The sequence below is a fragment of the Pseudomonas sp. WS 5071 genome (assembly GCF_012985765.1).
Taxonomy (GTDB): Bacteria; Pseudomonadota; Gammaproteobacteria; order Pseudomonadales; family Pseudomonadaceae; genus Aquipseudomonas; species Aquipseudomonas lundensis_A.
In genome coordinates this window covers 58003-81580 of sequence record NZ_JAAQWY010000024.1, presented here as the reverse complement: position 1 = coordinate 81580, position 23578 = coordinate 58003, and the positions used below count along the sequence as shown (strand labels likewise).

General features: G+C 58.1%; 22 protein-coding genes, 1 other RNA gene and 2 pseudogenes. 15 read left to right on the top strand and 10 right to left on the bottom strand.

Going from position 1 to position 23578, the window contains the following annotated elements:
- Positions 1–98 precede the first annotated feature (98 nt).
- Positions 99–575, top strand: a complete 477-nt coding sequence (locus HBN61_RS15685) for a YMGG-like glycine zipper-containing protein (RefSeq protein ID WP_094993241.1) — start codon at positions 99–101, stop codon at positions 573–575.
- A 257-nt stretch (positions 576–832) separates the two neighbouring features.
- Positions 833–1759 (top strand): hypothetical protein, encoded by a 927-nt coding sequence (locus tag HBN61_RS15680; RefSeq protein ID WP_170047108.1) that lies wholly within the window; start codon positions 833–835, stop codon positions 1757–1759.
- A gap of 136 nt (positions 1760–1895) precedes the next feature.
- Here the strand turns inward: HBN61_RS15680 and HBN61_RS15675 are convergent, their stop codons facing one another.
- Complete coding sequence (locus HBN61_RS15675; RefSeq protein WP_094993243.1) at positions 1896–2360, bottom strand: Lrp/AsnC family transcriptional regulator; 465 nt, start codon at positions 2358–2360, stop codon at positions 1896–1898.
- 128 nt (positions 2361–2488) lie between these two features.
- On the opposite strand from HBN61_RS15675, the gene HBN61_RS15670 reads away from it, so the two are divergent.
- The 5 genes and pseudogenes from HBN61_RS15670 (at position 2489) to HBN61_RS15650 (ending at position 7189) form a co-directional block, all read left to right on the top strand.
- Entirely contained in the window at positions 2489–2824 is a 336-nt protein-coding gene (locus tag HBN61_RS15670; protein WP_094993244.1) for an ACT-like domain-containing protein, read from the top strand.
- A 103-nt stretch (positions 2825–2927) separates the two neighbouring features.
- A pseudogene (tfpB, locus tag HBN61_RS15665) lies at positions 2928–4688 on the top strand (type IV pilus assembly ATPase TfpB).
- Positions 4689–4774: 86 nt separating this feature from the next.
- Positions 4775–5248 (top strand): annotated as a pseudogene (locus HBN61_RS15660) (SPFH domain-containing protein); the annotation flags it as partial.
- Between the two features lie 250 nt (positions 5249–5498).
- A complete protein-coding gene (locus tag HBN61_RS15655; protein ID WP_094993246.1) occupies positions 5499–5813 on the top strand; it encodes a DUF2388 domain-containing protein in 315 nt (104 codons plus the stop codon).
- Positions 5814–6046: 233 nt separating this feature from the next.
- Positions 6047–7189 carry a DegT/DnrJ/EryC1/StrS family aminotransferase gene (locus HBN61_RS15650; protein ID WP_094993247.1) on the top strand — a complete coding sequence of 381 codons (1143 nt, stop codon included), beginning with the start codon at positions 6047–6049 and terminating at the stop codon, positions 7187–7189.
- 53 nt (positions 7190–7242) lie between these two features.
- On the opposite strand, the gene gcvH is transcribed toward HBN61_RS15650, so the two are convergent.
- The 8 genes from gcvH to HBN61_RS15610 all read right to left on the bottom strand — a co-directional run bounded on the left by gcvH (position 7243) and on the right by HBN61_RS15610 (position 16210).
- Positions 7243–7626 (bottom strand): glycine cleavage system protein GcvH, encoded by a 384-nt coding sequence (gene gcvH / locus HBN61_RS15645; protein ID WP_170047106.1) that lies wholly within the window; start codon positions 7624–7626, stop codon positions 7243–7245.
- 62 nt (positions 7627–7688) lie between these two features.
- Positions 7689–8771: a glycine cleavage system aminomethyltransferase GcvT gene (gene gcvT / locus HBN61_RS15640; RefSeq protein ID WP_094993249.1), complete on the bottom strand. Its 1083-nt coding sequence runs from the start codon at positions 8769–8771 to the stop codon at positions 7689–7691.
- A gap of 156 nt (positions 8772–8927) precedes the next feature.
- On the bottom strand, positions 8928–10544 hold the full coding sequence (locus tag HBN61_RS15635) for an ABC transporter permease subunit (protein ID WP_170047104.1): 1617 nt from the start codon (positions 10542–10544) through the stop codon (positions 8928–8930).
- 131 nt (positions 10545–10675) lie between these two features.
- A complete protein-coding gene (locus tag HBN61_RS15630; RefSeq protein WP_094993251.1) occupies positions 10676–11677 on the bottom strand; it encodes an extracellular solute-binding protein in 1002 nt (333 codons plus the stop codon).
- Between the two features lie 118 nt (positions 11678–11795).
- The gene (locus tag HBN61_RS15625; protein ID WP_169964688.1) at positions 11796–13013 is read right to left on the bottom strand and encodes a 2-octaprenyl-3-methyl-6-methoxy-1,4-benzoquinol hydroxylase; all 1218 of its coding nucleotides are present in this window, start codon (positions 13011–13013) and stop codon (positions 11796–11798) included.
- An 85-nt stretch (positions 13014–13098) separates the two neighbouring features.
- The gene (gene ubiH / locus HBN61_RS15620; RefSeq protein WP_170047102.1) at positions 13099–14286 is read right to left on the bottom strand and encodes a 2-octaprenyl-6-methoxyphenyl hydroxylase; all 1188 of its coding nucleotides are present in this window, start codon (positions 14284–14286) and stop codon (positions 13099–13101) included.
- Positions 14283–15617, bottom strand: coding sequence for a Xaa-Pro aminopeptidase (pepP, locus tag HBN61_RS15615; protein ID WP_094993254.1), 1335 nt, complete (start codon positions 15615–15617; stop codon positions 14283–14285). The genes ubiH and pepP overlap by 4 nt, the downstream gene beginning before the upstream one ends.
- Positions 15618–15646: 29 nt before the next feature.
- Positions 15647–16210 carry a YecA/YgfB family protein gene (locus tag HBN61_RS15610; protein WP_094993255.1) on the bottom strand — a complete coding sequence of 188 codons (564 nt, stop codon included), beginning with the start codon at positions 16208–16210 and terminating at the stop codon, positions 15647–15649.
- Positions 16211–16344: 134 nt separating this feature from the next.
- Here HBN61_RS15610 and HBN61_RS15605 point away from each other — a divergent pair, with 134 nt between their 5' ends.
- The 4 genes from HBN61_RS15605 to HBN61_RS15590 all read left to right on the top strand — a co-directional run bounded on the left by HBN61_RS15605 (position 16345) and on the right by HBN61_RS15590 (position 17769).
- Positions 16345–16554, top strand: a complete 210-nt coding sequence (locus HBN61_RS15605; RefSeq protein WP_094993256.1) for a TIGR02449 family protein — start codon at positions 16345–16347, stop codon at positions 16552–16554.
- Positions 16551–16868 carry a cell division protein ZapA gene (locus HBN61_RS15600; RefSeq protein ID WP_047279798.1) on the top strand — a complete coding sequence of 106 codons (318 nt, stop codon included), beginning with the start codon at positions 16551–16553 and terminating at the stop codon, positions 16866–16868. Before HBN61_RS15605 ends, HBN61_RS15600 begins: the two co-directional genes overlap by 4 nt.
- Positions 16869–16899: 31 nt before the next feature.
- Positions 16900–17077: non-coding RNA, 6S RNA (gene ssrS, locus HBN61_RS15595), on the top strand.
- Positions 17078–17133: 56 nt separating this feature from the next.
- The gene (locus tag HBN61_RS15590) at positions 17134–17769 is read left to right on the top strand and encodes a 5-formyltetrahydrofolate cyclo-ligase (RefSeq protein WP_094993308.1); all 636 of its coding nucleotides are present in this window, start codon (positions 17134–17136) and stop codon (positions 17767–17769) included.
- A gap of 21 nt (positions 17770–17790) precedes the next feature.
- Here HBN61_RS15590 and HBN61_RS15585 read toward each other — a convergent pair whose 3' ends face one another.
- Positions 17791–17940, bottom strand: a complete 150-nt coding sequence (locus HBN61_RS15585; RefSeq protein WP_088500203.1) for a hypothetical protein — start codon at positions 17938–17940, stop codon at positions 17791–17793.
- Between the two features lie 195 nt (positions 17941–18135).
- Here HBN61_RS15585 and HBN61_RS15580 point away from each other — a divergent pair, with 195 nt between their 5' ends.
- The 4 genes from HBN61_RS15580 (at position 18136) to HBN61_RS15565 (ending at position 23561) form a co-directional block, all read left to right on the top strand.
- The gene (locus tag HBN61_RS15580) at positions 18136–18585 is read left to right on the top strand and encodes an EVE domain-containing protein (RefSeq protein ID WP_094993257.1); all 450 of its coding nucleotides are present in this window, start codon (positions 18136–18138) and stop codon (positions 18583–18585) included.
- A 166-nt stretch (positions 18586–18751) separates the two neighbouring features.
- Positions 18752–19717, top strand: coding sequence for an HlyD family secretion protein (locus tag HBN61_RS15575; RefSeq protein ID WP_094993258.1), 966 nt, complete (start codon positions 18752–18754; stop codon positions 19715–19717).
- Positions 19714–22443, top strand: coding sequence for a ribosome-associated ATPase/putative transporter RbbA (gene rbbA, locus HBN61_RS15570; protein WP_094993259.1), 2730 nt, complete (start codon positions 19714–19716; stop codon positions 22441–22443). Before HBN61_RS15575 ends, rbbA begins: the two co-directional genes overlap by 4 nt.
- Positions 22443–23561 carry an ABC transporter permease gene (locus HBN61_RS15565; protein WP_169964625.1) on the top strand — a complete coding sequence of 373 codons (1119 nt, stop codon included), beginning with the start codon at positions 22443–22445 and terminating at the stop codon, positions 23559–23561. Before rbbA ends, HBN61_RS15565 begins: the two co-directional genes overlap by 1 nt.
- The last annotated feature ends 17 nt before the right edge of the window (positions 23562–23578 follow it).

Here is a 23578-nt window from a genome sequence, read left to right as displayed (position 1 = left end):
TAGTAAATTGTGTACAACTCGTGTTACTGGTCGGATTTCGATTGTAACCAACCGCGTACAGCCTCAGGATCGCGCCGTCATCCCTTTGAGGCTCACTTATGAAGCTCACCTCGATTCTCTTGTTGTCCCTTGGCCTGGTCAGTGGCGTAGCCTCGGCCGGTGGCACCACCGAAGCCGGTGTAGGCGGCGCATTAGGCGGGGTTCTTGGCGCTGTGGTTGGTCAACAACTCGGCGGCTCGACCGGATCAGCCATTGGCGCAGGCGTAGGCGGCGCGGCCGGTAGTGCCGTAGGTGCTGATAAACGCAGCCGTGGCGAAGCCGCCATCGGTGGTGCACTCGGCGCAGCCGGCGGTAACGTATTGGGCCGCAGCATGGGCGGCAGCACCGGCGGACTGGTCGGCGCAGCAGCTGGCGGTGGTGCAGGCGGCGCGTTGGGCAACTATATGGGTAACAAAAGCGACGCTGATGATCGTCATTACCGTGATCGCGGCAATCGCCGCTATTACCGCGATGACCACCCAGGTCGCGGCCATGCCTATGGTCACCGCAAGAAGAACAAACACCGTCATCATTGATGACACCCATAAAAAACGGGAGCCCCTAACGGCTCCCGTTTTTTATGGGTGTCTTGAATGGCATCTCTCGTGAAATTGTTTCAATGCATTACGCCCGCCTCTTTGCCGCCAATCATGCAACCTGCATGACCAAGCAAATTAATCAGGTTTATAAGTTATTGATTTGTAGATATTTTTTATAAATCACGGCTTGGCACAACCCCTGCAATCACTGAAATGAAGGCTGCACTTCTCACCATTTCAGGAGCACAACAATAATGATCGGGACTACAGAACACTATCCCGCTGCCCTGCAAGACAGCTCTGGCCACTCCGGTGTGTCATGGGCCGCGATCTTTGCAGGTGCCGCCGCTGCCGCTGCACTCTCCCTCTTGCTGCTGATGCTGGGCGCAGGCTTGGGCTTTTCAGCCGTGTCGCCGTGGTCTGGCGAAGGCGTAGGCGCCAAAGGGTTGGGCATCACAGCCATTATCTGGCTGGCCGTGACACAAATTATTGCCTCGGGCATGGGCGGCTATCTGGCCGGTCGTCTGCGGGTCAAATGGGCAAACATGCATGGCGATGAAGTGTACTTCCGCGACACTGCCCATGGCTTCCTCGCGTGGGCTGTGGCTACGCTGGTCACTGCGACACTGGTTGCCGGTTCGGTCAGTAGCATGATTGGCAGCGGCGTACAGGCCGGTGCAAATGTCGCATCAGGTGCAGCCACCGCCATGAGCAGTGCCGCTGGTAACCACGCCAACCAGGGTACGGGCAACAGCTCGGATTACTTCATCGACACGCTGTTTCGCGATGATCGTGGCACCGCTGTCAGCGAAGACGCCGCCCACGGCATCGTGACCCGCATCTTCGTTCGCAGCCTGGGCAATGAAGGCCAACTGAGCGCTGACGACCGTACCTACCTGGCACAAATTGTCGCTCAGCGTACCAACCTGACACAGCCAGAAGCCGAGCAACGGGTTGATCAGGTCTACGCCAAGGCCCATCAAGCTATTGAAGACGCCAAAGTTAAAACCAAAGAAGCCGCTGACACAGCCGCCAAAGTCGCTGCCTGGACCACCCTGTGGATGTTCATCACCCTGCTGATCGGTGCGTTCTTCGCCAGCCTGTGCGCCACCTTTGGCGGTCGTCGTCGCGACGCTGTGACTTACATCGACCACACCACGACCACCACGGTTGTCCGTTAATTCTGGAGAATAAAAATGCGCTCATTACTGCTGTTTTTCCTCGGTATCCCAATCCCGATCATCATCCTGATTGCGCTGTTTGTTCACTGACAGCTCATCCACGGCCTTCCTTGTGAAGGCCGTTTTTATTTGCGCGCTACACCGGCAGGCACGTGGTCGATTTGATTTCGGACAGCGCCACAATCGAGTTCACTTCTTGAATGCCCGGCACCATCGACAGTTGCTCGAAGAAGAAACGTTCATAAGCCTCGATGTCCGGGGTCACGATCCGCAGCAAAAAATCCACCGACCCCATCAGCACATAGCACTCCAGTACTTGCGGGAAACCACGGATCGCATCGGTGAATTGGGTAAAGTTGGAGCGCCCGTGGGCATTGAGTTTTACCTCAGCAAAGATCTGCGTGTTCAGGCCGACCTTCTTGCGATCCAGCAAGGTCACTTGCCCCCGAATGATGCCTTCGTCTTTCATGCGCTGAATCCGGCGCCAGCAGGGTGACTGCGACAAGCCCACTTTTTCTGCGATCTGCGCGCTGGACAGTGACGCGTCTTCTTGCAGCAGTGCCAAAATCCTGCGGTCGTAAGCGTCCAGATCACCTTGCATAAAAATTCCCGATTGTTAGCGAAAGATGAATTGATCAAGTCTTAATTGATCAAATTCTGATCATCATAGATAAATAATTTCCTACAGTGCATGTGAATATTTCTCCAGCCGAAAACAGGAGTCATTGCATGCCACATCTTGAAGCCGTACCCGCCTCGACACGCGCCGATGTCTGGGCCGTGAACACAGCGCCTTGCACCGTGCGTTATCACATTGTGGCGGAGGCTGAAGCCGATGTGCTGTGCCGCGCACTGAACCTGTTTGCCTTACAGCAGTTAATTCCGCAGCACGTGGAAGTGATGCGCGAAGACGATGTGTTACGCATTGAAATCATCAGCAATGAGCAAAGCTGGCACCGCGCCCAGGTGATTGGCGAAAAGTTGCGCAACCTGGTGAGTGTCTGTGAACTGGTGATGCATGAGGTGGCGTGCGTCCCGTCCCGCCTGCTAACGCGCTCGCAATAACCCGTATTAATTGGTAGTCGCGCCGCCCAAGTGCGCGGCTAGGCTTGGGTATTCATGGCCAGACAAGGACCTGTCTGCGCTTGTGCATTACCAAGGAGTCTTCATGCACGCCCATCCTGCCGCCGATCGCCCGCTTGACCTTGAACAGCTGCTGCCGGGGCTTGTGGCTCAAGGTTTAATAGCCCGGCCACTGGCCGATCAGGCTTTGAATCGTTATCGCACAACCTGCCACGACCCCGTCCACCCGCTGGTGTACCTGGCGACACAGCAATTACCCGATCTCACCCGCCCCGGCAAAACCCTCACCCTTGAGCACCTCACGGCGTGGCTTGCGCAACAATGCGGGCAGCCCTACGTGCGCCTTGACCCCTTGAAAATTGATGCCACCAGCATCACCGGGCTCATGTCCAGCGCGTTCGCTCAACGCCATCAAATACTTGCCATTGCAGCCGATCAAACCTCAATCACCGTTGCTAGTGCACAACCCAATGTGAAAGGCTGGGAGGCCGATTTGCGGCAAGCCCTCAATCGCCCGATCAAGCGGGTGATTGCCAACCCGCTTGAGATTGCCCGGCTGGGAACGGAACTGTTCCGTTTGGCAAAATCCGTGACGGGGGCAGCGCTCACTGATCAAAAAACCAGCTCCCTGCCCAACCTTGAGCAGTTGCTTAACCTTGGCGCAGGCAATCAGGAACCCGATGCCAACGATGCCCATATCGTTCATATCGTCGACTGGTTGTTTCAGCACGCGTTCGAACAGCGGGCCAGCGATATCCATATCGAACCCCGGCGCGAGCAAGGGGCCGTGCGATTGCGCATTGATGGCATTCTGCACAACGTTTATCACTTTCCGGTACACGTCACGACCGCAGTGGTCAGCCGCCTGAAAAGCCTGGGCCGTATGAATGTCGCTGAAAAACGCAAACCTCAAGACGGCCGCATCAAAACCAAAACCCCGGCAGGTGCCGAAGTCGAGCTGCGGCTCGCCACCCTGCCCACCGCTTTTGGCGAAAAAATGGTGCTGCGGATTTTCGACCCGCACGTTTTACTCAAGGGGTTTGACCAGCTCGGCTTCAGCGCTGAAGACATCCAGCGCTGGGACCATATGACCCGTCAGCCCAACGGCATTATTTTGATCACAGGCCCCACGGGGTCGGGTAAAACCAGCACGTTGTACGCAACGCTCAAGCAGTTGGCCACGCCGCAGAGCAACGTGTGCACGCTTGAAGATCCGATTGAAATGGTTGAGCCTGCCTTCAACCAGACACAGGTGCAGCCCAACATAGATCTAACCTTTGCCAACGGGGTGCGTGCGCTTATGCGACAAGACCCTGACATCATCATGCTCGGTGAAATACGCGACCTGGAAACCGCTGAAATGGCGATTCAAGCCGCACTGACCGGGCACTTGGTGTTGTCGACGTTGCACACCAACGATGCACCCGGGGCCATTAGCCGTTTACAGGAACTCGGCGTGGCGCCCTATTTGATCAAAGCCACCTTGCTGGGGGTGATGGCCTAACGATTGATACGAATCTTATGCCCGGACTGCAAAAGCGAGCACAGCGTGTCACCCGATGATTGGCACAACTTCGCACCCGACAGTCCCGCGCCCTCCAGCGTTTTTGATGCCACAGGCTGCGATCACTGTCGGGAGACTGGCTACAACGGCCGAGCTGGCATTTACGAAATCATGTTGATGACTGACACGCTCAAGACCTTTATTAGCCATGACACTGATATCAACGTGCTGCGCAGAGCGGCGTGCGGCGAAGGCATGCGCCACTTAAGACTGGCGGCGGCGCACAAAGTGGCGACAGGGGTAACTTCCATGCATGAAGCATTACGCGTCAGCACCGTTTAGTTGAATTATTTTGAACACTATTTAACCGATTCTGGTGTGTGCGCGAGGGATAAAAATTTTTCGAATTTATCTCGAGTCACCTCAAACTTAACGCCGCCCAGGCTGCCTATGAGGTCAACAACCTCTAGCATGCTATTCGCAACCTTCTGCAAACCAACATTCGAACAGTGCTTGGCTCAATGGAGCTGGATGCCATGCTCAGCCAGCGTGACGGTATCAATGAAAAACTGTTGCGCACGGTCGATGAAGCAATAGCTCCATGGGGGATCACAATTACTCGAATCGAGATTAAAGACATCAGCCCGCCAGCAGATTTGATGGCCGCCATGTCAGGCCAAATGACAGCCGAACGAATCAAGAGAGCTCTAATCCTTGAAGCCGAAGGTTTGTGCGCCTCTGCAATTTTGACGGCTGAGGGTAAAAAACAAGCCCAAATTCTGGAAGCTGAAGGCGGTCGTCAGGCAGCATTTCTCGCATCTGAAGCCCGTGAGCGTCAGGCGGAAGCAGAGGCGCGCGCCACGCCTCATTCGCTAAAACAAAGAGCTGAGGCATGTGGGAATTCATGCAAAGCCTCAACCACTGGGACTGGCTGGCACTCGCTGCAGTGCTGCTGACCTTAGAGGTGTTCGGTGCCTGGCTTGCCGCTTGTATGGATGGCTGAAGGGCCTGACGCCGAGGTGGGCACTGCCGTTCGGGTGATCGCTCAGAATGGGGTCGTGATTGTCGTGGAAATTGTGACCTAAGGTTACGGAACTCTCTAACACTGACTAGAATCAAAGTTGTTAGTTAATTTATCCGGAGTTTCCCATCATGCGTCTCAAATATGCTGTTGCCGCTGCCGCTTTGTTGACCCTTCCTGTTGGCTCAGCGATGGCCGACAGCTTCTGGCGCAACGTCCTGTCGTCCGGTGCGACCACCGGTTCCACCTACCTGACGTTCAAAAAAGACCGTAAGGTAATCGCCGCTCAAGATGACGCGGGCAGTTTTGTGGCCAGCAACGGCGAGATTCGTGGCCCGTACCTGGAATCCGCCATGCAGCAAGTGCGCGCTGAGAACCCGAACTTGAAAGTCAGTGACATGGACCTGGCCAATGCGATTCTGGCGAAAAATGCGACGGCTGAATAAATCCGGTCTGTAGTCGCTGAGGCACTGCATGAGGGGCTGTGATCACTGAGTAAGTGATTGCAGCCCCGTGCCTCGCCACCAACGTCAGCCGTTAACGCGATGCAATCCAGCGCTTCATTCAGCCTTCATACAGAAATTTCACCTGATGTGATTCATCCTCTGGGTATGATTTGAACCTTGTGCTATTGCTCTATGGTCACTCATTCCTCATTCACATCGGACGTCATGCCTTTATGAGCTCGCTGCCTTTCCTGCCTTTTTCCAAACCAACCATTGATGAAGCCACCATTGCTGCCGTGGGCGACGTGTTGCGCTCGGGCTGGATCACCAGCGGGCCAAAGGTTCAGGCATTCGAGGCGCAATTATCGGCGTACTTTGGCGGGCGCCCGGTGCGCACGTTCAATTCCGGAACCTGCACCATGGAAATCGCCCTGCGCATTGCCGGTATCGGGGCCGGTGACGAAGTCATTACGACACCGATTTCCTGGGTAGCCACGGCCAACGTAATTCTCGAAGTCGGCGCCACACCGGTGTTCGCCGATATTGATCCGATTACGCGCAATATCGACCTGAAAAAAGTCGAAGCCGCGATCACGCCGCGCACCAAAGCCATTATTCCGGTGTACCTCTCCGGCCTCCCGGTGGATATGGATGCGCTGTACGCCCTGGCCAAGAAACACAGCCTGCGTGTGGTCGAAGACGCGGCCCAGGCGCTGGGCTCCAGCTGGGACGGACAGCGAATCGGTGCACGCGGTGATTTTGTGTCTTTCAGTTTTCAGGCCAACAAGAACATCACCTCGTCTGAGGGTGGGTGCCTGGTGCTCAATAACGAAGACGAAGCACGACTGGCGGAAAAATACCGCCTGCAAGGTGTCACCCGTACCGGCTTCGATGGGCTGGATGTTGACGTACTGGGTGGCAAGTTCAACATGACTGACATTGCGGCTGCCATCGGTCTGGGGCAGTTCGCTCATATCGAGGCGATTACCGCGCACCGTCGCGAACTGGCCAGGCATTATTTCGAGTGTTTCGGCGCTGGCTTTGAAGCCGAATACGGCGCGCAATTGCCTGTGGCTGATTTCAGCAATACCAATTGGCATTTGTTCCAGCTGGTATTGCCTGAACGCAAGGACGGCCAACCGGCACGGGCAACGTTCATGAAAGAGATGCAGGCATTGGGAGTGGGCGTGGGCTATCACTACCCACCCATTCACTTACTGAGCTTGTACCGCGCGCAAGGTTTCAAAGAAGGAATGTTCCCTGTCGCAGAACGCGTAGGGCGGCTGATTGTGTCATTGCCGATGTTTACAGCCATGACCAAAGCCGATGTCGAACGGTCGGTTAATGCCGTAAAGACTGTGTTGCAAAACGCGTAACCGGTTTTCGCTGCCGGTAGAGATATCTGCCGGCAGCAACGGTCCTGTCGGACTTACTCGCCGATGGCGGCTTTGTAACCAGCAGCATCCAGCAGTCTGTCCAACTCAGCGGTATTGCCTGGCTTGAGTTTGAAGATCCAGCTCCCGTAAGGATCGCTGTTCAGGTATTCAGGACTGTTTGCCAGGTCTTCATTGACGGCTATCACTTCACCCGACACAGGCGCATAAATATCAGAGGCGGCCTTTACCGATTCAACAACGCCTGCCACGTCACCTGCGGAAAAGACTTTGCCCACTTCGGCCAACTCAACGAACACCACATCCCCCAACGCTTCCTGAGCGTGATCACTGATACCTACAGTGACAGTGCCGTCTGCTTCCAGACGGGCCCACTCGTGACTTTCAGCAAAGCGCAACTCAGCAGGGATCAGGCTCATATTCAGTGTCCTCAAGAAGAAATGTCAGCGGCCTGCACACAGCGCAAGCCTGCCGGTAAAGGTTAGATCAAGGCTTTGCCATGACGTACAAATGTGGGTTTCACCACGCGAACCGGGTACCACTTGCCACGAATTTCGACTTCAGCACGGTCAGCCGTAGCGATCGGAACGCGGGCCAAGGCAATCGATTTGCTTAGCGTAGGAGAGAAACTACCACTGGTTATCTCTCCTTCGCCAACATCAGCGATACGAACGACCTGATGAGCACGTAGGACGCCTCGCTCTTCCAATACCAAACCCACCAGTTTCAACTGCACGCCGCCTGCTTTTTCGGCCTCCAGCGCTTCGCGCCCGATGAACGCGCGCGAAGCGGGTTCCCAGGCAATGGTCCACGCCATGTTGGCGCACAGGGGCGAGACTGACAGGTGGATGTCCTGACCATACAGGTTCATTCCAGCCTCAAGCCGCAACGTGTCGCGCGCGCCGAGTCCGATTGGGGAGATACCTGCGCCGACCAGATCGTTGAAGAACGCGGGCGCTTGATCGGCGGGGAGCATGATTTCAAGCCCGTCTTCGCCGGTATACCCGGTGCGGGCAATGAACCAGTCGCCCACGTCCAGCCCTTCGAACGGTTTGAGCTGGTGAATCACCTCGCTGCGGGCCTGACTCACCAGTTCGGCAACCTTGTGCCGGGCCTGCGGGCCCTGAATCGCCAGTAACGCCAGCTCCGGGCGCTCCTGCACCTGCACGTCATAACCTCGGGATTGAGCCGTCATCCACGCCAGATCCTGATCGCGGGTCGCTGCGTTGACCACCAACCGGTAACCGTCGGCCCTGAGGTAAACGATCATATCGTCGACCACGCCGCCCTTTTCATTGAGCATCGCGCTGTACAGCGCACGGCCTGGTGTTTGAAGGCGTTCGACATCATTGGCCAGCAAGTACTGAAGCCATTCCCTGGCCTGCGCTCCGCCGACATCAATCACGGTCATGTGCGAGACATCAAATACTCCACAGTCCCGACGCACCTCGTGGTGTTCCTCCACCTGCGAGCCGTAATGCAAAGGCATGTCCCAACCGCCAAAATCGACCATCTTCGCGCCGAGGGCGAGATGCAGGTCATACATAGGCGTACGCTGTCCCATGGGTTCCTCCTTCCGGGATTGGCGAAGGTGCGGGCAGGCGTGCAAAGCGTTTCAAGCTAGTTAAGTCAGCTTTCTTACGCTGCGCAGGGAACCTGGCCTGATTGACAGACCGCACCGAATGCCGCGCATTGTAGCCGCATGCCGGTGCACTGACACCTAGCCGATTCGATGGGCCGAACGTCGAATCAACCCGATGACCGGCAACAAGCCCACCAGTACCAGTGTCAGGGCGGGCAAGGAGGCGCGAGCCCATTCGCCTTCACTGGTCATTTCGAAGATGCGCACGGCCAGTGTGTCCCAACCGAAGGGCCGCATTAGAAGGGTTGCGGGCATTTCCTTGAGCACGTCGACAAACACCAGCAGCGCCGCACTCAATGTCCCCGGCAATAACAGCGGTAGATACACTTTGAAAAACAGTCGCGGGCCACTTACACCCAAGCTGCGGGCAGCTTCGGGCAAAGACGGACGGATGCGCGCCAGGCTGTTTTCGAGCGGGCCATAAGCGACGGCGATAAAGCGCACCAGATAGGCCAACAACAAGGCTGACAGGCTGCCCAGTAGCAACGGCTTGCCCGCCCCGCCCAGCCAGCCCGAAAGTGGAATGACCAGTTCGCGGTCCAGATAACTGAATGCCAACATGATCGACACGGCCAATACCGAACCGGGCAGCGCGTAGCCCAGGTTGGCAAGGCTCACTCCGGCACGGATAGTCGGTGTCGGCGCCTGACGCCGGGCAAACGCCAGTACCAGAGCCACACAGACAGTGATGAGCGCCGCCATGCTACCCAAATACAAGGTGTGCAGAATCAGGCCTGTATAACGCTCATCGAGGTCAAACCGCCCGCGCTGCCAAAACCACACCATCAGTTGCAACATCGGGATCACAAATGCACAGGCAAACACCAATGAGCACCACCCGCTGGCCAGCCAGGCCTTAGGCCCGGTGAGGTGATAGAGGGCTTTGCCACGCGGACGCTCATTACTCGCACGGCTGGCGCCCCGGGCGCGGCGTTCGCCATAGAGCACGATCATAACCACCAATAGCAGCAGGCTGGCCAGTTGCGCGGCGGTTGAGAGACTGAAAAAACCGTACCAGGTTTTGTAGATCGCCGTGGTGAACGTGTCGAAATTGAACACCGACACGGCGCCAAAATCAGCCAGCGTCTCCATCAGCGCCAGCGCCACCCCCGCACCGATCGCCGGGCGCGCCATGGGCAACGCCACGCGCCAGAATGCCTGCCACGGGCTCTGACCTAAAACCCGCGCCGCCTCCATCAAGCCTTTGCCCTGGGCCAGAAAGGCCGTGCGCGCCAGCAAATAGACATACGGGTAAAACACCAGAATCAGCACGATGATCACGCCGCCGGTTGAGCGCACACGAGGCAGACGCAACCCCATGCCGAACCATTCGCGCAGGAGCGTTTGCACGGGCCCGGCGAAGTCCAGCAAGCCGACGAATACAAACGCCAGCACATAGGCCGGGATCGCAAACGGTAGCATCAGCGCCCAGTCTAGCCAGCACCTGCCGGGGAATTCGCACAAACTGGTGAGCCACGCGAGGCTGACACCCAGCAGCGTGACGCCTACCCCTACCCCCGCAATCAGCGTCAGCGTGTTGCCCAGCAGACGCGGCATTTGCGTGCCCCACAAATGGGCCCAGATCTGTGTATCCACACTTTGCCAGGACAGCAGCAATACACTCAGGGGCAAAAGCACCAGAGCAGCAATGGTAAAAACCAGCGGATACCAGCGACGTTGGGCGGGATGTGCCACAAAGGACTCTCGGAAGATGGGAGGGACGAGGATTGTAGGTTGCGTTGCGACACGATGTGGAAGGGTTTAGCCCTCGCGCCAGCCCTCTTTCACGGTAGAGGGCCAGGGCGAAGGTGTGCGTTACATTCGACTCAATTCCAGCCTGCGCGGTCCATCATGCGGATAGCTTCAGCCTGACGCTTGCCCGCCACTTCAACCGGCAGGGCGTCTGCCTTGAACTCACCCCAACTGGCCACTTCAGCAGAAGGTGGAACGCTTGGGTTCGCCGGGAATTCCTGGTTGGTGCCTGCAAAGATCGACTGCGCCTCAGGCGTGGTCATCCACTCCACCAGTGCCTTGGCGGCTTCTGGATGCGGAGCGTATTGGGTCAAGCCAATACCCGACAGGTTGACGTGGACACCGCGATCAGCCTGATTGGGCCAAAACAACTTCACGGCCAGATCAGGTTTCTGCTTGTGCAGGCGGCCGTAGTAGTACGTGTTGACGATGCCTACGTCGCATTGACCGGCGTTGATCGCCTCCAGCACTGCGATGTCATCCGAGAACACGTCGGTGGACAGGTTGTTCACCCAGCCCTTGAGGATCTCTTCGGTTTTGTCGGCCCCATTCACTTCAATCATGGTGGCAGTCAGCGACTGGTTGTACACCTTTTTCGCCGTGCGCAGGCACAAGCGGCCTTCCCACTCTTTATTTGCCAAGGCTTCGTAGGTGGACAGTTCTTCAGGCTTAACGCGGTCAGTGGAATAGGCGATGGTGCGCGCGCGCAGGCTCAGGCCCGTCCATGCGTGGGAAGAAGACCGGTATTGCGGCGGGATGTTTTTGTCGATCACTGCGGAGGTGAACGGCTGCAGAATGCCCATTTGCTCGGCTTGCCACAGGTTGCCTGCGTCGACGGTCAACAACAGGTCAGCAGTAGCGTTCTGGCCTTCTGCCTTGATGCGCTGCATGAGCGGCGCTTCCTTGTCAGTGATGAACTTGACCTTGACCCCGGTTTTCGCGGTGTAGGCGTCAAATACCGGCTTGATCAACTCGTCAATACGCGAGGAGTAAACCACCACTTCGTCGGCAGCATAAACGCTGCTCGCAAAAACGGTCAGGGCCAGGGCAGTCAGTAGACGCTTGGGTGCCAACATGAGGGGCGGTCTCTCTAGATGCGAATCGGGCGTAAATGGTAGTGAATCACATTTGCCAGCTCAACCTAACTCGCCCCCGAGGCGTTACCAGATGTTGCAAGCGCAAGCAGGGAGGCGATCACGGCTTGGCCAATGGCGGCAAATCCCCGGTCAACCCTAGTGCTTGACGCACGAATACTGCTTTAGCCTCGGGCATTTGGTTAACCCATTTCAGGCCGCTGTTGCGCAGTAGGCGTGCGGTAAGTGAATCCGCCTGGAACAGTCGCTGAAAACCTTCCATCGCGGCCATCAACGCCAGATTGTGCGGCATGCGACGACGTTCGAAACGGCTTAATACTTTGATATCGGCAAGACACTCGCCACGATCCACGCCATGCAACAGCACGTGCGCCAACACCGCAGCGTCGAGGAAACCGAGGTTAACGCCCTGCCCGGCCAACGGGTGAATGGTGTGCGCGGCATCGCCAATCAGCGCCAGCCCATGCGCCACATAGCGTTTGGCGTGACGTTGACGCAATGGCACGCAGACCCGCGGGTCTGCGCTCAGTACCGACCCCAGTCGGCCTTCAAACGCCAGCTCCAGCTCATGGCAGAACCCGTCGTCATCCAGTGCCATCAGACGCTGAGCGTCTTCAGGCGTGGTGGACCAGACAATCGAGCACCAGTCCTGCTGGCCATCGCGCTCCAACGGTAAAAATGCCAAAGGGCCATGGTCAGTGAATCGCTGCCAGGCGGTTTGCTGATGCGGCTGGGCGCACCGCACACTGGTAACAATGGCGTGATGCATGTAGTCCCATTCACGGGTCTGACAACCCGTCAGGCGGCGCACCGCCGAGTTGGCGCCATCAGCCGCGATCACCAGCGGAGCGCGCAAGGTGCGACCGTCCGCCAGTGTCAGCAGCCACTCGTCACCCGAGCGGCGCATTTGCTCCAGTCGCGCATTGGCCAGCAATTCGATATCGCTGCTCTGCAAACACGCCAGCAACGCATCCTGCACGACGCGATTTTCGACGATATGACCCAGTACGTCGGCATGCACGCTGGCTGCCGAGAAATGAATCTGGCCCGTTCCGCTGCCGTCCCACACGTGCATGTGCGAATACGGGCTGACCCGACGGCCGACAATCCCGTCCCACGCACCCAAGCGTTGCAGAATGCGCTGGCTGGCAGCCGACAAGGCGCTAACACGAGGCTCAAAGGTATCAGCCGGGCTGAACGGTGTAACGCTCAGCGGCCCGCCATCGAGCAGCAGGATTTTCAACCCACTGTCCTTGAGCGCCAGCGCCAAGGCGCTTCCGACCATTCCGGCCCCAACAATCAGCAGATCTGCGCGCATTTCCATGCTTTAAGCCTGTGTCGTGAGCGGCAAGCGCCGCACGTGAAAAAAGGATCGACAAGGAACGCGAACGCTCCCGCCATCGTCAAATGTCTGCGCGGGCGCCCAACCCCATGGCCTGACGGGCAAACCAGCGTTTGGCCGGAGGCAGCAAATCAAGACCCAGCAGGCCCAGGTTGCGACCGAACGACACCAGCGTCTGATTGCTGCCAAACAGGCGCGTCACCTGATCCGAGAAGCCAATCGTCAATTGCTGATCGCGTTGTTGGCGCTGTTGATAACTCAACAGCGTGGCAAGGTCACCGGGGTGTCTGTCGCTCGCCAGCAACGCTTCAGCCAAGGCTTGCGCATCGCGCAGCGACAGGTTGAAACCCTGACCAGCAATCGGATGCAGGCTGTGGGCGGCATTACCCAGCACGGCCAGGTGCGGGCGTACTTGCTCTTGCGCCTCGATCAGCGTCAGCGGGTACAAATGCCGCGCCCCCACTTGCTTGAGGGTGCCCAGACGATAACCGAACACGCCCTGCAACTCGCTGAGGAAGCTGCGCTCATCCAGCGCGGCCAGACGCCCGGCGTCCATTCCCAAGCGGGTCCACACCAACGCGCAGCGGTTTTCCGGCAGCGGCAGCAAGGCCATTGGGCCTTCGTCCGTAAAGCGCTCAAAGGCCATCCCGCAATGGGCTTCGCTCGGGGTGATGTTGGCGATCAGCGCGCTTTGGTCATAAGGACGCTTACTGACATGAATCCCCAACTGCTCACGCAGGTTCGAACGCCCGCCGTCGGCCAGCACGGCCAGGTCGCAGTCGAGCGTGGTCTCATCGTTGAGGGTGAGTCGATAACCGTCTTCGAGAGGCTGCATGTGGATAACTTCGGCCGGGCAGCGCCAGGTGATGACGTCAGGGTCCAGGTGTTTCCACAGGCACTGGCCGAGCCAGGCGTTCTCGACCACGTAGCCAAGCGCCGGGACGCCTTCTTCAATGGCGGACAACCGCGCGGTCGAAAAACGCCCGCGGTCGGACACATGAATGTCTTTGATCGGTTCGGCGCGGGCAGCGATTGACTGCCACAGCCCCAGTCGTTCGTAGATCTGTCGGGCGCCATAGCTCAATGCCGAAGAACGGGCATCGTAGCTCGGCTGGTAGCTGTTGCCGGGCGCGAAAGGTTCGATCAGGACGATTTTCCAGCCCCGCGCTTTGGCCCCGGCCTGCAATGCCAGCGCCAGGCTCGCGCCCACCAGCCCGCCACCGATGATGGCCAGATTGACTCGACTCATGCTGCGTTCACCTTGGCTGCGGCCATCAAGGCTTCGATATCGGCTACCGTTTTCGGCACGTCGCCCGTCAAAATCTCACACCCGTTTTTGGTGACCACTACGTCGTCCTCGATCCGCACACCGATGCCGCGCCATTTTTTGGCGACGGCTTGATTGTTCGGGCTGATGTAGATGCCGGGTTCAACGGTGAGGGTCATGCCGACTTCCAGCACGCGCCACTCTCCCCCGACCTTGTACTCACCCACGTCATGCACATCCAGCCCCAGCCAATGCCCGGCACGGTGCATGTAAAACGCTTTGTAGGCTTCGCTGGCGATCAGTTCCTCCACGTCGCCCTGCAATAACCCGAGCGCCACCAACCCCGCCGTTATCACTTTAACCGTGGCTTCGTGGGCTTGATTCCAGTGCTTATTCGGCGCGATCTCAGCGAACGCGGCTTCTTGCGCCGCCAGCACCACACCATAAATCGCCTTTTGCTCGGGCGAAAATCTCCCGTTGACCGGGAAGGTACGGCTGATATCGCTGGCATAGCAGTCGATCTCGCAGCCCGCATCAATCAGCACCAGATCGCCGTCCTTGAGCAGGGCGTCGTTCTCTTGGTAGTGGAGGATGCAGCTGTTGTCACCCGAAGCGACAATCGAGCCATACGCTGGCATTTTTGCCCCGCTTTTCCGGAATTCATAATCCAGCTCTGCTTCCAGGCTGTATTCATGCAAACCAGGACGGCTGGCTTGCATGGCACGGACATGGGCACGGGCCGAAATCTGCGCCGCGTGGCGCATGACTTTTAATTCTGCCGCCGATTTATACAGGCGCATGTCATGCAGCAGATGATCCAGGGCAACAAATTCGTTGGGCGGCTGAGCGCCGAGGCTGGCCTTGGAGCGGATGGTATTGATCCACTCCATTACATGGCGATCGAATTCCGGGTTGCTGCCCATCGCCGAATACACACGGTCGCGTCCCTCAATCAGACCCGGCAGGATGTCGTCGATGTCGGTAATGGGGAATGCGTCGTGCGCACCAAAATCGCGCATGGCGCCTTCTTGCCCGGCCCGCAGGCCGTCCCACAGCTCGCGCTCTGGGTTGCGTTCGCGGCAAAACAGTACAAATTCGCCATGGGCTCGGCCGGGGATCAACACAATGACCGCTTCTGGCTCGGGGAAACCGCTCAGGTATTGGAAGTTACTTTCCTGACGGTACACGTGCTCAACGTCACGATTGCGAATCGCCACAGGGGCCGCCGGCAATATTGCGATGCTGTTGGGCCCCATCTGCGCCATGAGCGCCTTGCGGCGGCGTGCGTATTCCGATTTCGGGATATGAATCATGGGCAGACGGGTTTCCTCTTGGCGATCGATCAGTGCAGCGAAGGCTTGGCGGCCGCAGGCTCTTCAGGCTTTTTAGTTTCGGTGTACAGCAACAGCGGCGCGACGCGCAGGTATTCCATCACTTCCATGTAATCGCTTTCGCCATCGTCAGATTCTTCAAGCGCATCTTGCACCTGCGCGATGGCCGCCAAGTCTTGCAGCACTTCGCGACCTTCATTGCTCAACGCGTTATCGCGGTAATTAAGACCGAAACCGGCCAGGAAGCCCTGACACCATTCGCCCAAAGCAATGGCGCGGTCAGTCAGTGGCGCGTCGTCTGTCGGCAGCAACAGCACAACGGTCATGTCGTCACTGGTCAGCTCACCCTTGACCATCTCTTGCAAACCAATCAAGGCATTGCGTACGTTGTCACTGATTTCAGTTTCGCTCTGGAACAGCTCAGCGGCATCAGCCAGCCAGCCATCATGGTCAAAGCCAACGCCGGCCGCACTGCGGCCCAGCAGCAGGCCATGCAACTCGGCAGGCGATACGTTATGGCCGCTGGTGCTCAGCAGGGTGGCAAAGGCTTGGTACGGGGAGTTCTGAATAGGCATGGTCAGCTAGGCGCCAAGCGGCGCTATGTCTAGAATGGAGGCCTTGTATCCTAGCATCGGCAGACGAGCCAGACCATCAAGGCGTCAACTCGCCTGATCGTCCCCACCCATCAGAAAATACACAGTAGGACACAATGGAAGACACCGACCTGCATGAACTGATGGCCAGGCTCGAACTCCTGATTAGCCGGGTCGAGCAACTTAAAAGTCAAAACGGACTCTTACTAGCTCAGGAAAAGACTTGGCGCGAGGAACGCGCGCACCTCATTGAAAAAAACGAAATCGCCCGACACAAGGTGGAATCGATGATTTCGCGCCTCAAAGCCCTGGAGCAAGACTCATGAGTTCAAGCAATAGCGTCACCGTGCATATCCTCGATAAAGAATATTCGATCATGTGCCCCCAGGAAGAACGGACCAACCTGGTGAGCGCCGCCCGTTATCTGGACGGCAAAATGCGCGAAATCCGCAGCAGCGGCAAAGTGATTGGCGCCGATCGCATCGCCGTAATGGCCGCGCTCAATATCACTCACGATCTGCTGCATAAGCAGGAGGTCGCTGAAGTTCAGACCAGCAGCTCAACCCGAGAACAAGTGCGCGACCTGCTGGAACGCGTTGATTTGGTGCTTGCCACTGATCCGAACGAACGTCAAAGCTGATTCAAAAGGTTTCTTTGGGGTATACTCGCGCCACTCCCTGGAGTATTCGCCAGTTAGCGATGTCCCTGAGCCGATTCGCATTACCCTGGAGCTTGCACGTTGGACCGGTGTGCATGTCCGCTCGACGGAAAGCCTTAAGGTCTACTGCAACTTCCACCTTGAACTTTCGGGTTCAAGGGCCAAGCCGACAGCGGTACGTCGGGGAGCCTGATTTTTCCAGTGCAATGCCAGCCCTCCGCTGGCATTGGCTTTCTCGGTGTCGACCTTGAACAGCACGCCACCTACCCGCCCGCAACTTCGCCGCCAACTGCGCAGCGCCCGCCGCGAACTTTCGCCTTGCGCGCAACGTCTGGCAGCCCGTGGCCTGTACCGGCAACTGGCGCAACATCCTCTGTTCCGCCGCGCCAAACACATTTCCCTTTATTTGCCCACCGACGGTGAAATCGACCCGCGCCTGCTGCTGCGTGAAGCGCAACGCCGGGGCAAGATCACGTACCTGCCTGTACTCAGCGCATGGCCCCGGACCAAAATGGTGTTTCAACGTATCGCCCCCGGCGAGAAGCTGATCCCCAACCGCTTCCGAATTCTCGAACCGCGCATCAATCATGCACGCCAACGCAAGGTCTGGACACTCGACCTGGTGTTGCTGCCATTGGTGGGGTTCGATCCGAACGGTGGACGGCTGGGCATGGGCGGCGGGTTTTATGACCGCAGCCTTGCGTATCTGGCACGTCGACAATGCTGGCGCAAGCCGACACTGCTAGGCCTGGCCCACGAATGCCAAAAGGTCGAAAACCTGACTCAAGCCAGCTGGGACGTGCCGTTACAAGGCACCGTTTCGGACAAGCAGTGGTATGTCGCCCACACGTCGCCAGGGCATCACGCGACGCGCGATGCCTAAAAGTCGTTAACGCAAGAAAGTTTAGCGTTTGAAAGGTTGTACTTGCTGTTGAGCCAGTTCAATCGGCGCATCGGTCGAGTTGGACCACAAACTTTGCGCATACCCCGTTGTAACTACGCCCAAACCGAACAAAAAAGCCAAAACCCACAGTACATCCGGTTTGCGTTTCATCGATTGCCCCCCTTCAGGCAAATCAACACGATGACAGCAACGGTTTTTGTTATAGGCCGTGCAGCAGCGTCAAGCTTAAAATCCCGGCATTCTGCGACAACCGGTAACGACACGCAAACGATGGCGTCAACCGGCTGTCGGTTTAACAAGATGTTTCAAGAAAGATGATTCGCATCATGTTTCAGGAGAAGAAAAATGGCCTATTGGTTGATGAAATCCGAGCCTGACGAGTTCTCGATCAACGACTTGCAGAAAATCGGTGAAGCCCGCTGGGACGGGGTCCGTAACTACCAGGCGCGTAACTTCATGCGTGCTATGGCGGTGGGCGATGAGTTCTTTTTCTACCATTCCAGTTGCCCGCAGCCTGGCATTGCAGGGATTGGCCGCATCGTCGAAGCCGCTTACCCCGACCCAACCGCGCTCGACCCCGAAAGCCATTACTTCGACCCCAAAGCCAGTACCGAGAAAAACCCGTGGAGTGCGTTGCAAGTGGCCCACGTGCAAACCTTTCCTCAGGTGATCAAACTCGATTATCTAAAACAACAGACGGCGCTGGCCGAGATGCCCCTGGTCCAAAAAGGCAGCCGTCTTTCAGTCATGCCCGTCACAGCCGAACAATGGGCGACGGTACTGACACTGCTCTGACACACAGCCAACACCTGTAGGCACAAGCGTGCCCCGGCACACAGAAAAAATCACTTCGGCAATACCGTCCATTAGCGTCTAGGCTTTGGCCTTCCTTTGACTGGCATCAAACCGCCCCGGCAGTGAGACCGTCAAACTAGAGCGCTCTGTGAGACAGGATGTTGGCATGTCGAAGAACCACCGTGTATCCCATTATTTCGTTATTCCGTTGGTGATCCTGCTGGTGGCAGCAGGCGGGTTCGGTTACTGGAAATCCCAGCATGACCGCCTCCCCGAAGGCATCAGCATGGGCAACGGCCGACTCGAATCCACGGAAGTCCAAATCGCCGCCAAAATCCCCGGCCGCCTTGCCGAAGTGCTGGTCGACGAAGGTGATCGCGTGACCAAGGGCCAACTCCTGGCCCGCATGGACACACGCACCCTCGAGGCCTCGCGTAATCAGGCCGAGGCCGAGGTGCTGCGGGCCCGGCAAACCCTGGCTGCCAACGAGGCCAACGTACAACTGCGCCAAAGCGAAAAGCTGCTCGCCAGTCAGGAGCTCAAACGTTTCCGGCAACTGGCCCAGCGCGGCTTTGCCAGTGGCCAGCAACTGGATCAGCAACAGGCTCGTTTTGACACCAGCAACGCTGCCGTAGTCGCTGCACAAGCTCAAGTGGCCGCCGCCAGGGCCGCGATTCACGCAAGCGAAGCTCAAGTAGCGCAGCTCACCAGCGAAATCGACGACAGCAGCCTGCGCGCGCCCATCGACGGCGTGATCCAACTGCGCCTTGCCGAGCCCGGCGAAGTACTGGGCTCGGGCGGACGCGTGTTCATGATGATCGACCCCAGCGACCAGTACATGAACCTGTACTTGCCCGCCTCGGTGGTCGGCAAACTGACCGTCGGCGCGCAGGCACGCATCCTGCTCGACGCCCTGCCCGACAAGCCCCTACCCGCAAAAATCAGTTTCGTGGCGGCCAAATCGCAGTTCACCCCAAAAGAAGTCGAAACCCGCGACGAGCGTCAAAAACTGGTGTTCCGCGTCAAACTTCGCCTCACCGATCCGAGCGCCGTGCCGCAAGCCAAGCCCGGCATGCCGGGCGCCGGTTACGTGCGCACTGCCGACGTGGACTGGCCGGCTAATCTGCAATGAGCGACCTGGCCCTCAACGCCAGTGGCATCAGCCACCGTTACGGCAAGCAGCAGGCGCTGCTCGATATCTCCTTCAGTTTGCCCAAAGGCACGCGCTGCGGGCTGATCGGCCCGGACGGTGCGGGCAAGTCGAGCTTGCTGGGGCTGATTGCCGGGGTCAAAAAGCTTCAGCAAGGCAGCCTTGAAGTGCTTGGCGGGCCGATTGACGATCGCCGCCATCGCAACACGCTCTACCCGTTGATTGCTTTCATGCCCCAAGGGTTGGGCGGCAACCTGTACCCGGAGTTGTCGATCAGCGAAAACATTCGCTTTTTCGGCACCTTGTTTGGTCTGTCCAAAGACGACTGCGAACAACGCATGGCCAACTTGCTCAAGGCCACGGACCTTGAGCGATTTGCCGAACGTCCGGCGGGTAAGTTGTCCGGCGGGATGAAGCAAAAGCTCGGGCTGTGTTGCGCGCTGATTCACGAGCCCGACCTGCTGATCCTTGACGAACCCACCACCGGCGTCGACCCGCTTTCCCGTCGGCGCTTCTGGGAACTGGTTGACGACGTACGCAGCCAGCGCCCGCAGCTGACTTTGCTGGTTGCCACGGCCTACATGGAAGAGGCGGAACAGTTCGAGCACTGCCTGATGCTCGACCGCGGCACATTGATTGCTACCGGGCTCACGCAGGAACTGGCGGCGATCACTGCCACCGGCAAACTGGACGAAGCGTTTACCCACTATCAGGGCGACACCGGCCACAGCAACGAACCGTTGGTGATTCCGCCACGGGTCAGCGACAACAGCGATATCGCCATCGAAGCCCATGACCTGACCCTCAAATTCGGCGATTTTACCGCCGTGAATAACGTCAGTTTCGCCATCGGACGCGGCGAAATCTTCGGTTTTCTGGGCTCCAACGGTTGTGGCAAAACCACCACCATGAAAGTGCTGACCGGGCTTATGCCCGCCACCGAAGGCAGCGCCAAACTGCTCGGTAATCCAGTGGATGCCAAAGACCTGGCTACGCGCAAACGCGTGGGTTTCATGTCTCAGAGCTTCTCGCTGTATGGCGAGTTGAGCGTGCGGCAGAATCTGGTTTTACACGCACAGCTATTCGACTTGCCCAAGCAGGACAGTCGCGCGCGGATTCAAGAGCTGATCGAGCGTTTTGATCTGGCGGACATTGCCGAGCAACAGTCCGGCGAACTGCCACTGGGCTTGCGTCAACGCCTGTCGCTGGCAGTGGCGGTATTGCATCGCCCTGAAGTGCTGATCCTCGACGAGCCCACCTCAGGGGTTGACCCGGCCGCGCGCGACGATTTCTGGCGGTTGCTGATCGAGCTGTCGCGGGATCAGGGCGTGACGATCTTCTTGTCCACCCACTTCATGAACGAAGCCCAGCGCTGCGACCGCATTTCGTTGATGCACGCGGGCAAAGTATTGGCCTGCGACACCCCCGATGCATTGCAGCAACAGTTTCACGGCGAGACGCTGGAAGCCGCATTCGTTACCTGCTTGGAGCACGCGCAAAACGAGCAGGACGCTAGCACGGTACCCGCTCCCGAGACTGGCGCTGCGGTGGTCAACGCCCCGCCACCGCCCGGCAAAAGCGGCTTCAGCCTGACTCGGCTGATTGCCGTGGCCAGCCGCGAATCCAAAGAGCTGCTGCGCGACAAAGTTCGCATGGCATTCGCCTTGCTGGGGGCGGTGTTCATGATGGTAATTTTCGGCTACGGCATTTCGCTGGACGTGGAAAACCTGGCGTTCGCTGTTTACGACCAGGACCAAAGCCCGCAAAGCCGCGCGTACCTGGAAGCCTTCCGCAGCTCGCGTTACTTCGAAGAACACGCGCCCATCCACAGTGCAGAAGAACTGCACAAGCGTCTGCAACGCTCAGAAATCAAAATCGCACTGGAAATCCCGCCTGGCTTTGGGCGCGACCTGTACGCCGGCCGCCAGCCCACCGTCGCCGCGTGGCTGGATGGCGGCATGCCGTTTCGCGCAGAAACCAGCCGTAACTATGTTGAATCCGTGCATCAATCCAACCTTGAGCAACTGTCCGCCTTGAGCAGTCTGGCGCAGAACAAACAAGGGGCGGCCAAACTCGAAACACGCTTTCGCTACAACCAGGACGTGGTTAGCGTGAATGCAATCGGGCCGGGCGTGATGGCGCTGATCCTTGCCTTTATCCCCGCGATGCTGACAGCCCTGGGCATCGTGCGCGAAAAAGAGCTGGGCTCCATCACCAACTTTTACGCCACGCCACTGACCCGGCTTGAATTTCTGCTGGGCAAACAGATGCCCTATCTGGCCGTCAGTCTGGTCAATCTGGCCTTGCTGGTTGCCATGAACCGCTGGCTATTCGGGGTGCCGTTTAAAGGCAGCGCGCTGACATTGGCCCTCGGCGGGCTTTTGTATGTGCTGTCGACCACCAGCATGGGACTGCTGATATCGGCATTCACTCGCACCCAGATCGCAGCGATCCTCGGCACCATGATCATCACCAGCCTGCCGACCATCCAGTTCTCCGGCCTCATCGTGCCGCGCTCGTCACTGGACGGCTCTGCGGCGTTAATGGGCATGCTGTTCCCCGCCGGGCACTTTCTGGACATTGCCGTGGGGACCTTCACCAAAGCCCTGGATTTGCGCCAGCTGTGGCCGCAATGCCTGGCGCTGCTGGGCTTCTTCGTCGCCTTTACCGGCTTGAGTCTCATCATGCTCAAGAAGCAGGAGGTTTGATGCACAAGCTCTCGCATATCCTGCGCCTGGGGATCAAAGAACTCACCAGCCTGCGGCATGACAGCGTGCTGCTGCTGTTTTTGTTCTACGCCTTCACGGTGGCGATTTACATGCCGGCGGCGGGATCAATTATTGGCGTGCACAACGCCAGCGTCGCGATTGTCGATGAAGACCACAGCGCCTTGTCGCGCAAGCTCAGCGAGTCATTGCTGCCACCGGAATTCAAAACCCCGCAAGCACTGCCTTACGATCAGTTGGACGAGTCCATGGATGGCGGCCAATACACGTTTGTCATCAACGTACCGGCCAATTTTCAGGCGGACTTGCTGGCCGGGCGCGAACCGGGTCTGCAAGTAAACGTCGATGCAACAGCCATGAGCCAGGCGTTTATGGGGGCGGGTTACATCGGGCGTATCTTCCAGCGTGAACTGCTCAACTACACCGGTCAGGCCAATGCAGCGGCAAACACTCCAGCACTTATCAACGCACGGGCACTGTTCAACCCGAACCTGGAGGGCGGCTGGTTTTTGGCGGTGATTCAGATCGTCAACAACATCACCATTTTGGCCATTGTGTTAACCGGCACCGCGCTATTGCGCGAACGGGAACACGGCACCCTCGATCACCTGCTGGTGCTGCCCCTGACAGCGCTGGAAATCATGCTGGCAAAAATCTGGAGCAACATGCTGGTCGTGGTGCTCTGCACCTGGGTGTCGCTGGAGGTCATCGTCAAATGGGCGTTGGGCGTGCCGCTGGCCGGGTCACTGGCGTTGTTTTTGGGTGTGACGGCGCTTTATCTGTTTGCCAGTACCGCGCTGGGGATTTTCCTCGCCACCCTCGCCCGTTCAACACCGCAGTTCGGCTTGCTGGCCATCCCGGTCATCATCCCGATGCTCTTGCTCTCGGGCGGCAGCACGCCGCTGGACAGCATGCCTGAATGGCTGCAGTGGGTGATGCAGTGCTCGCCTTCAACTCACTTCGTGAGTTTGAGCGCGGCAATTCTGTTCAGGGGGGCGGGTGTGGACGTAGTGTGGCCGGATTTGTTGGCGCTGGCCGCCATCGGCCTGCTGTTCTTTGCGATTGCCCTGGCGCGGTTTCGAAAGAGCCTGGCGTCGTAACGTTTGCGCCGGGCATG